Below are 2,445 nucleotides of genomic sequence, written 5' to 3'. Positions count from 1 at the left end.
GAGGACCGGCTCGCGGCGATCGGATCGCGGGTCCCCGACCGCGACCTGCGCGTCGACGTCGACGCCGAGGCCGCACTGCCAGAGGGGAGCCGCCCGCTCCCGAACGACACGGGACTTGCCCCAGGGTGTGTCGTCGAGAACGTGTACGTCTTTCCGGGGATCCCCGAGGAGCTCCGCGCGATGTTCGACTCGGTCGCCGACGAGTTCGCGGGCGAACAGCGGTCGCGGTTCCTCTACACCGTCGAACCCGAAGCGAACATCGTCCCGGCGTTAGAGGCCGTGATCGACGAGTTCGACACTACCGTCGGCTGTTACCCAGACCGCGAGGCGGGGCACAACCGTCTCAAAGTGACGGGGACGGACCCCGAGGAGGTCGACGCCGCGATCGACCGGCTGTTGGCGACGACCGACGCCAGCGAGACGCCCGTCTCGCGGGACTGACTGACGGCCCTCGGTTCGGCCCGATCAGCTCCGCAGCGCCTCCACGGGCCGTTCGTTGGCGGCCTTCCACGCGGGGTACGCACCGCTCACGACGCCGACACCGACGCCGAACCCGAGCGCCAACAGGAGGTAGTAACCGTTCGTCGGGTCGAGAACGAGCTCGGCGTCGACCGCCGGGGTCGAGACGACGAGCGCGGCGACGAGCAGGACCGTCAACGCCGCCCCGATGGCCGCCCCCGCCGCGCCGATGAGCCCGGCCTCCGCGAGCAACACGCGAAGGACGTCGTGGCGAGTGACGCCGACCGCGCGCATCACGCCGATCTCCTGGCGGCGCTCGACAGTGCTCATGAGCATCACGTTGAGGATCGAGACGCCGGCGACGACGAGCGAGATCCCGCCGAGCCCGAGCAGGAACGTGCCGAGGAGGTCGAAGAACTCGTCGATCTCGTCGACGATCGCGGCCAGCTCGAACACGTCGACGCGCTCCTCGCGGGCGTTGACGTCCTCGCGGATCGCGGCCGCCGCCTCGCGCGCCTCGCCGCCGGTCTCCGAGACGACGAGTACCTGGTCGTAGCCGGCGGCCGCGAACGCCGATTCGGGGAGGAACACCGCGTCGTCCGGAGCCACCGGGCTGAACGTCTGTGACTCCGCCAACACCGCGACCACGCGAGTCTGTGCGCCCGCGATCTCTACCCGATCGCCGACCCCGATGTCGAGGTCGGCCGCGAGCCCCGCACCGACGATCGCTCCCTGTCTGTGTCGCTCGGGGAGCCGTCCCTCGGCCGCCTCGAACGCCAGTCCCGGCTGTTCGACGCCGTAGACGGTGGCGAAGCGCTGTTCGGCCGGGCCGGCGACGACCGCCCCGTCGGTGTACAGCGGCACAACTGCGGGGTCGCCGACCGCCCGCCGGATCTCGGCGACGTCGACGTCGGAGAGTGACTCCACGCCCGCGTCCGCGTTCGGCGAGAGCACCACCTGGGTCCCGATGTCGCCGATCGCGTCGTCCGCGCCGAGCGCGAGCACGTTCCCGAAGATCCCGAGCACCGCGACCGCGAGCACGCCGATACACACCCCCAGGACGGCGAGCACCGTCCGAACCCGGTTTCGCTGGAGGTTCCGCGCCGCCATCGCGATCGCGGGTCGCCACGCGCCGGGGTTCACTCCGCGTCACCTCGTGGAGTCGCCGGCGGGTCGCCGAACAGTCCGGGCGCGTCGTCGCTGCTGTCGGTGTTATCGCGGGTGTCGCCGTCGCCGTCGTTCCCGTTGTCGGCGTCATTCTCGCCGCCGCCGTCGGCATCGTCGTCACCGCCGGGAATCCCCCCAACCACCACGCCATCGGTCAGTTCGACCACCCGGTCGGCGTACTCCTCGACGAGCGCGTCGTGGGTGACGGCGATCACGGCGACCCCCTCCGACCGGACCCGCTCGAACTCCGCGAGGATGGACTCCCCGGTGTCGGTGTCGAGGTTCCCGGTCGGCTCGTCCGCGAGCAGTACGTCGGGGTCGTTTATCAGCGATCGGGCGATCGCGACGCGCTGTTTCTGGCCGCCGGACAGCTCGTTCGGTTCGTGATCGAGTCGGTCGCCGAGCCCGAATCGGTCGAGCAGCGCCGCGGCCCGGTCGCTCGCGTCCCCGGGGTCGAACGCCGTCGGTAGCGCCACGTTCTCGACCGCCGTCAGCGTCGGCAGCAGGTGAAAGTCCTGAAAGACGAATCCGATCGACTCCTTTCGTGCGGTCGTCCGCTCCCCGACCGAGAGGTCGGTCACGTCCGTTCCCGAGAGGAGCCGACGGCCGTCGGTGGGGTCGTCGAGCAGCCCGAGCACGTTGAGCAGCGTCGACTTTCCGGAGCCGCTCGGCCCGACGACGGCGACGAACTCCCCCGGCTCGACCGCGAAGTCGACGTCGTCGAGCGCGATCACCGGCTCCGCACCCCCACCCGGGTAGCGCTTCGTCACCCCCTCCAGCGCGACGCTATACATGGCGGCGGCGGGCGACGAGGCCGGC

At 71.0% G+C, this 2,445-nt stretch carries 3 protein-coding genes; 1 reads left to right on the top strand and 2 read right to left on the bottom strand.

Annotated elements, in window-relative coordinates; translation table 11 throughout:
* Positions 1 to 441: molybdopterin-binding protein (locus ACFQEU_RS14515; RefSeq protein ID WP_465261158.1), on the top strand; the 441-nt coding region annotated here is incomplete at its 5' end.
* A 24-nt stretch (positions 442 to 465) separates the two neighbouring features.
* Here the strand turns inward: ACFQEU_RS14515 and ACFQEU_RS14510 are convergent.
* Together ACFQEU_RS14510 and ACFQEU_RS14505 are read right to left on the bottom strand one after the other, a co-directional pair.
* Positions 466 to 1,569, bottom strand: a complete 1,104-nt coding sequence (locus ACFQEU_RS14510; RefSeq protein ID WP_379783310.1) for an ABC transporter permease — start codon at positions 1,567 to 1,569, stop codon at positions 466 to 468.
* 29 nt (positions 1,570 to 1,598) lie between these two features.
* Positions 1,599 to 2,420, bottom strand: a complete 822-nt coding sequence (locus ACFQEU_RS14505) for an ABC transporter ATP-binding protein (RefSeq protein WP_379783308.1) — start codon at positions 2,418 to 2,420, stop codon at positions 1,599 to 1,601.
* Positions 2,421 to 2,445: the final 25 nt, after the last annotated feature.

The sequence above is a fragment of the Halorubrum tibetense genome, assembly GCF_042661865.1.
Lineage (GTDB): Archaea > Halobacteriota > Halobacteria > Halobacteriales > Haloferacaceae > Halorubrum > Halorubrum tibetense.
Note: the sequence above shows the minus strand (reverse complement) of the source record. Positions and strands in the feature narration are given on the sequence as shown.